The sequence below is a fragment of the Streptomyces durocortorensis genome, assembly GCF_016901035.1.
Taxonomy (GTDB): Bacteria; Actinomycetota; Actinomycetes; order Streptomycetales; family Streptomycetaceae; genus Streptomyces; species Streptomyces durocortorensis.
Window position 1 is genome coordinate 1 of record NZ_JAFEUF010000596.1, and the last position, 268, is coordinate 268.

Annotated in this window: 1 pseudogene; it reads left to right on the forward strand. The window is 70.5% G+C overall.

The window, feature by feature from the left end:
• A pseudogene (locus tag JS521_RS36215) lies at positions 1 to 268 on the forward strand (MarR family transcriptional regulator); the annotation flags it as partial.

The following is a 268-nucleotide window of genomic DNA, read 5'->3' on the forward strand; positions in this document are numbered from 1 at the left end:
ACCACCTCCCCGAAGGCGCGGCGATGAGCGTGAAGCAACTGGCCAAGCAACTCCCGCTCTACGGACAGCAGGCCATCGGCACAGCCCTGAACGCCCTGTCCGTCGCCGGGTATCTGCGGCGCGTCCGGTGCCCGGTCGGCACCGGCGACGAGACCCGGTGGGCCTTCCGCACGTTCTGGTCCCGCACCGCCCGCGACAACGAGTGGTGGAACACCTACCTCGCCACCGAAACGGCCTCCCAGACCGCAGCGCCTACCCCCGACACGGC